Raw genomic sequence first — 6992 nt, 5'->3', positions numbered from 1 at the left:
GACGCGCGAAATTCTTTAGAAAATGGTTTCTTAATTTTGCTCGTCTCATGGAGGCGATAGAGAATGTCTTTGCACATTTAAAATATGTGGTTCTCAAAGAATTAAAAAAATTATTAGAGAATGTTGGAGGAAAAAGATGAGCTTTGTAACGGTATGTTGGAAAATCCTATTCCCGAACTTTTGTTAACGCTCCCGAACCTTTAAAAAGATTACAAAGAATCAATACGTTATACATAGGAGAAAATTGTATGGCGGAGAGAGAGGGATTCGAACCCTCGATATGGTTTCCCATATACACGCGTTCCAGGCGTGCGCCTTCAACCACTCGGCCACCTCTCCAGAAATTTGCACTATACCCAGAAAGAAATAACGTGCAAGTCTAAACTATACATTCAAAACTCAAAACACAAATTCATTTATTCAAGTAAGAGATGATATCTATTGAATAACAAGCACATCCTTTCTTTTTAAGAAAAAACTTTTTCCGTGAATAGCTGTCTACAATGCAATAATGGGAATAAAAAGATTGTCACCAATCATAAACAGTCATGCTCACTTACACACTTTCTGCTTCACGAAAAAATACCTCTCTTAAAATTGGCATACGGTCCATGGTTCTGCACAATCAAAGAATTCAATATCTCTCGCCTATCCCCATTGATTATCACAATAATAAATAGAATAATAACGATATGAACGTCTTATATCTCTAACATTAAAATTGTTTCATCCGGATAATAAATTTCACTTCAATAAAAATTATTTCCAACCCCCTCATGGCCCCAAGGATGAAGATTCTTAACCGCTATAAATTTTATGACAAACTGCTCTTTCTTGAGATGAGATCTACCTGCTAATCATTTTTGTGTTTCACTTCATATATAATATATTGATTTATAAATAATAAATTATCATCTTATGTAATGAGAACCCCAAATATCGTAAGATTTTCTCATCACAACCCCTCTCAAATAGCAAAGTATTGGGTATTGGTAAATAATATGATCTTGACTTGTGCTTTTTATTTAAGGAAAGAGGTTCTATCCAATAGATTTTATACTATTCATAGATACCGCTATGAGATGGATGTGACAAGCTTTGAGAAATATTTTTTACAAACACGTGGATGAGAAAAATAATAGTATTCTTAGAGTGTTCTGTTTTTTATGAGAAGCATACCCTACTTAAAGAATGCAATAAACATAAAATATGAAGCAATATATAATATCTCTTATTTAAAAGAGATTGCTTTAGATATTTTGAAAACTATAAAGCTGAATTTAAGAGTATATGGTAAAGAGGAAAGCAGATTTACATCTTTATGATTTTATGTCTTGCTAAAATTGAAATGTTTTCTCATTTCAGAGAATAATATACATTCATGCATATTAAATTAAAAATATAACAGCCTTTTGTATCTGAATTTTATTTTCTATCAACTAAATGTAGAAGTATGAAATGAAATATTTAGGATAGGATCGAGACAGCTGGTACCATCATGCTATTTGCCAGCCCCAAATATTGCAACGCCCCTTGCTATTTGAGAGAATTCATAAGAAGCATTTATCCTTTCTTAAAGTTTTTTTATCTACATATCATCTCTACTTATGGCGTACAAGAAAATGATTTTAATTAATCAATATGAGAGGGCTTGTGATGAGAAAATCTTATGACATTCGGGATTCCCATTATAAAAAACGATAAATTATCATTCTAAGTTAATAATGTTGCCTATAATCGCCCTAAAGAACAATGTTTTACAACACTAAAAATCTGATTACTTTGCAAAATGAACTCGTTCTATCCCTTAATGTTTTTTATCACCTTATATCTTTGCTTAGAGCACGTACAGCTCGTGCAGTTTCACATTGCAATGCTTTTTGTGCTAAAATTTTCATATCCTCAAAACTATGAGTCTGTAAACACGCCTTTACTGGAGAAATATCGCAAGATATCATAGAAAGCTCATTAATTCCCAATCCAGTCAAAATCATTGCACCAAAAGGATCTCCAGCCATACCACCACATACACTAACCCAACACTTATTTTGTGCAGCTCCCTGAATAGTCTGATAAATCATACGCAAAACTGCTGGATCAAGGCTATCAGCTTCAGACACAAGGTACGGATTTTGCCGATCAACAGCCATTGTATACTGTGTTAGGTCATTGGTTCCAATTGAAAAAAAATCAACATGGGCGCTCAATACATCTGCCATAATGGCCGCTGCTGGAACTTCGATCATAATACCAAGTTTTAATTTTGGTGCATCAATATCGTTGCGGATTTCCTCTGCAATCTTTTTTATAGCGACAATCTCTGAAACAGACATGACCATCGGAAACACAATCCATAGATCTCCACCCTCTTTTGCTGCTCGATATAAAGCACGTAATTGAGGCACCAAAAGATCACGTCGACGTAACAAAAGCCGCGTTCCTCGAACACCTAAAAAAGGATTGTCCTCTTTAGATAAATGTAAATGCGTAACCTGTTTATCTCCACCAATATCAAGTGCACGAATAATTATTGGCTTATCTCCTACAGCTGTAATCATCGCCCGATATATATTAAATTGTAGCTCTTCATCCGGAATATATGGATTCTCTAAAAACAAAAATTCCGTGCGCATAAGTCCAACACCTTCAGCCCCCAAATCAAGCGCAACAGGAACCTGATTTGCGTAGTTGACATTAGCCATGATACGAATTCTTTGACCATCTTTCGTTTGCGCTGGTAATCTACACGCATTTATCTCACTGATACGTTCTTGCGCAACAGTATCAATTTTCCTTTGAGCATCTTCAACATCTTCAAACGTAGGATCAAGATAAATGAACCCGTTATCGCCATCAATAATAGCCTGAATACCAGACTGAACCGCTAAAATATCGGCACCTGCCGCAACAACCATTGGAATATCAAGAGTACGCGCCAAAATAGCGGTATGAGATAATGGACCTCCCCATGCTGTTGCTAATCCTTTTACCTTTGTACAATCAAGTTGTGCTACATCAGAAGGAGACAGGTCATTTGTAACCAGAATGACACCACGTGGTATATCATTTAAAAAGAATGATCTATAGGATGGATTGATTTCACCTAAAACACGACGACCAACATCAACTAAATTAACAGCTCGTGCTGCTAACAAAGGATTATCTACCTTAGAAAACATATCTGAAAACTGCCGAACCGCTCTATCCCAAGACCAAGCAACACCATGACCTTCTGCTATAAAACGATAAGCTTGAGCTATTAAATTTTCATCTTCAAGCAAAACCATTTGCGCAGAAAAAATTGCAGCAGAATCCGCTCCCATACGCACTGTAATATCAGAAATCACTGATGCCATTTTATGTTTTGTTTTTGTAAGAGCATTGTCAAGACATGCCGCACCAGCTGCAAAATCAATTGGCTGATCTATTATGGAAATATCATTTTGCCTTAAAACAAAAATTTTACCAAACGCTAACCCTGAGCTTGCTCCAACACCAGAAATACCTTTGTGCATGGAGCGTGGATGCCAACCATGAAAAGTCTTTGTTTGTGATTCCATTTCTCTCATCACGCATTTTTCACTAATACTTACCTTTTTTACAATAGAAATCGCATCCTTAAGAAGTTGTGCTCCTTCTGCAGCATCTGTAGAAAAAATAAGAACATCGCCGTTTTTTACTCCTAATTGCAATAAACCAACTAAATTTTTCATTTCAACGGCATATTGACCATGGCGAACTCTGATAGAGCTTTGAGCCTTTTTCGCAAAATCAACCCAAAGAGAAGCTGGTCGTGCATGAAGACCACTTGGATAATCTAAAATCCATTCCTGACACACCGAAAGGTCACCAATAAAAGTTTTTTCTATCTTCATATTTTTGTCAAACAAAGTTGTAACAATTTGCTGTTTGTCCATAGTTGTTGCAAGTACTTCAAGCTGTTTTTTATCAAATAAAAGAGACGTCAATTTTTTACAAATTTCTCTATAGCGATCTGGACACGCTGCAATGGCAATAACCAAATATGCTTTCTTGCCATCCTGCCACTCAACACCAGCAGGAACCTGTATAACAGCAACAGCATCCTTGATAATTAAATCACGATTTTCAGCCATACCATGAGGAATGGCTATACCATTTCCAAGCCAAGTATTGGTTGTTTCTTCACGTGCCAGCATACTTGCCAGATAACATTTATCAACGGCACCAACCTGCACAAGCAATTCAGCAGCAGCATAAATTGCATCATTTTTATGATCAAAAGCAGCTGCAAGTTTTACAGATCTTATAGACAAGATTTCACCATCAGTAAAATCTACATTCATTGCTTCTGCTTTCTCATATCTCATCATGAATTCAAATTGCCTCACATTTGAACACCAATATCTCTGATAAATTCCTTTTCAAAACTGCATTTCCCAAAATACAAGCTATAAATACCACCACAGCTTTATTTATATTTTACGGAATATAGCTAAGTGAGGTGCTTAAATACCTCAATGTAACCGATAAAACAATTGGATATTATTATCTAGCCAAGTGCTTAAAATCATCATAAGCAAGTCTGCCTCTTACTCTTTTACTTTACAAAGACAAAAAAACCGTTTTTTACAGTACCAATCACCTGAAAAACTATGCTTTCAAAACGTTCTCATTATCCTAAGTTATTCAACATAACTTTCCATTATTCTCCCTACAAGAAAGCATCCTTCCCAATCATCCGTAACTTCAGCTAATATTTTAATTGATTCCTCAAAGTTTATTTAACCTATTATCCCTCTTTATAAATTCATTACATAATTACAAATTGCTCCATGCAACTTATCATCTTTAAAATTCCGTGCTGCCCATCTTATGATATCAAACTCTCGATATATAATATTTATATATTTTAAGCTACACCTTTACTTCAATCAATATCGCAAATACACAATGCCCTCTGTCGCACATTTGCAAAGTACGACACCCTCAAGCACCATCACCAACTACTAAAATCAAGAAAAACTCTACAAATAAGATAAATAAAGTAAAAAATGAAAAGCAGTTATTGCCTTAACCCTAGCTCTTATGCTTGTTTATTTTCAACAATACACAATAATAGTGAAATCAGAAAAAATATTCTTGAAGGGCGCTGATTGCACGTTAGTTATTTTTATATCTTTAAACACCGTCCTCCTTAAAAATATAATTTCACTCTCGATTTACCGAAAATTCCTTAATACACGTCACTTTCAAAGTAGTTTTGACTGCCTTCTTATGGATTTTTTTATCCTTATGTCTTTTTAAATGAATAGCCCCACCTATCCACACTACCACCTAAAAACAGTATGACAACTCATCAATACCACAATGCCGATAAAAAGACCCATCTTTATCAAAATGATTACATAAAGAATGCTCTCATTAAATTTCTCATAATTTTCTGAAAATAAACTGCTTCTCTTATAAGAAATTACTCGATACTTCTTTATACATAAAAAGAAAATCTCTCCTCACTATTATTATACAGAAACTTATCAACAAATTCTATCATAATATCAATATGTTCAGAACTAAATACTAACATAACAACGCACAAACTTTTTCCCTCATTGAGAAAAGTAATTTCCCCAATTCTACCTTTTATCTTCTACATTTATTATAGTACCAACGCAAAAAGGGAAAGATGAGATTCATCTTTCCCTTTGAATACTTATAAAACCACAACTACAATTCAATGAAATCCCGTTGATGGCTAGAGAGTGTTACAGATTACTCTGCGGCCTCCACCATAGGAATGACTGAAACATAGGAACGATTACCCGCTTTGCGTTGAAAAGAAACCTTTCCATTTGATAATGCAAAAAGCGTATGGTCTTTTCCAATGCCGACATTGTTTCCAGGATGCCAACGTGTACCACGCTGGCGAATAATAATATTTCCGGCAATAACGGTTTCACCACCAAATTTTTTAACGCCTAGACGTTTCGATTCTGAATCACGACCATTACGCGAGGAACCACCAGCTTTTTTATGTGCCATAGACGCTCTCCTTTAATCTTTCTTACTCTTTGATGCTACAGATACTTTCTTCTGCGACGCTGTCTTTTTTTCAACCGTTTTTTTAGCCGTCTTCTCAACAGAAGCAGAAGCTTTTGTTTCTTTTGGTGTAGTTTCTTCTTTTATAGGTTTCTCAGCAACTTTTTTAGGTTTTGAACCACCCATTAAAATTTCTAAAACACGAAGCCTCGTAAACTCTTGACGATGGCCACGCGTGCGTTTAGAATTTTGACGACGGCGCTTCTTAAATGCGATAACCTTGCGCCCACGTGCCTGTTCTAAAATCTCAGCTGTCACCAATGCATCAGCAACGACAGGGGTACCAATAACCGCATTACCTTCTTGCCCAACCATTAATATGTCATTGAATTCAACTACATCACCCGCATTTCCACTAACTTTTTCAACTTTTACCACTTGATTAGCAACAATGCGGTATTGCTTACCACCAGTTTTAATGACTGCGAACATTTTTTATCCTTCCGTTCACTCCAGCTCTTATTTAATTTCTGCCTTGAAATAAGGGAAAATAGGCTGCTTTTTATCAGTCGTAATAGATCTCAAAGAAGGATAAAACCTTCTTCAACACAAATATGCGCAGATTTCCCCACGCTTATATTTTGTATATATGAAGGAATTTCTATTCTCTGTCAATAAAGTCCCATAAAAAAGAAAAAAAGGTTGTACCAAAAACAATTGAAGGTTATCTACCTCTTATACACTCAAATAATACCGATTTTTGTTTCACTTTATTATGGAGAGATGGCTGAGTGGTTGAAAGCACCGCACTCGAAATGCGGCATAGAGGCAACTCTATCGGGGGTTCAAATCCCTCTCTCTCCGCCACAGTTTATAAAGCGATTGTAGCTTGCCAGTAGGTTTTGTATATTTTGCCACTAGGTTTTGTACCAATTCATTTTTTTTCAAAGAGTTTTAAAGGTGTTCTCAAAGGG

Annotated in this window: 3 protein-coding genes and 2 tRNA genes; 1 reads left to right on the top strand and 4 read right to left on the bottom strand. The window is 35.6% G+C overall.

Annotated features, from left to right (window positions below; genetic code table 11):
- Window positions 1–249: 249 nt before the first annotated feature.
- The 4 genes from ACFIMW_RS08540 to rplU form a co-directional block, all read right to left on the bottom strand.
- Window positions 250–339, bottom strand: a tRNA-Ser gene (locus tag ACFIMW_RS08540).
- A gap of 1481 nt (window positions 340–1820) precedes the next feature.
- On the bottom strand, window positions 1821–4352 hold the full coding sequence (gene ptsP, locus ACFIMW_RS08535) for a phosphoenolpyruvate--protein phosphotransferase (protein WP_375608791.1): 2532 nt from the start codon (window positions 4350–4352) through the stop codon (window positions 1821–1823).
- 1399 nt (window positions 4353–5751) lie between these two features.
- Window positions 5752–6021, bottom strand: coding sequence for a 50S ribosomal protein L27 (gene rpmA, locus ACFIMW_RS08530; protein WP_273723965.1), 270 nt, complete (start codon window positions 6019–6021; stop codon window positions 5752–5754).
- A gap of 12 nt (window positions 6022–6033) precedes the next feature.
- Window positions 6034–6510, bottom strand: coding sequence for a 50S ribosomal protein L21 (gene rplU / locus ACFIMW_RS08525; RefSeq protein WP_375606203.1), 477 nt, complete (start codon window positions 6508–6510; stop codon window positions 6034–6036).
- A 285-nt stretch (window positions 6511–6795) separates the two neighbouring features.
- Between rplU and ACFIMW_RS08520 the strand changes: the two genes are divergently transcribed.
- Window positions 6796–6885 (top strand) — tRNA-Ser (locus tag ACFIMW_RS08520).
- Window positions 6886–6992 lie beyond the last annotated feature (107 nt).

The sequence above is a fragment of the Bartonella sp. AC329YNZD genome (assembly GCF_042196685.1).
GTDB lineage: Bacteria > Pseudomonadota > Alphaproteobacteria > Rhizobiales > Rhizobiaceae > Bartonella.
Note: the sequence above shows the minus strand (reverse complement) of the source record. Positions and strands in the feature narration are given on the sequence as shown.

What these genes read in the sequence shown, in the direction of transcription:
- rplU (WP_375606203.1), bottom strand. Translation starts at nt 6,510, where the DNA reads ATGTTCGCAGTCATTAAAACTGGTGGTAAGCAATACCGCATTGTTGCT.
- ptsP (WP_375608791.1), bottom strand. Translation starts at nt 4,352, where the DNA reads ATGATGAGATATGAGAAAGCAGAAGCAATGAATGTAGATTTTACTGAT.
- rpmA (WP_273723965.1), bottom strand. Translation starts at nt 6,021, where the DNA reads ATGGCACATAAAAAAGCTGGTGGTTCCTCGCGTAATGGTCGTGATTCA.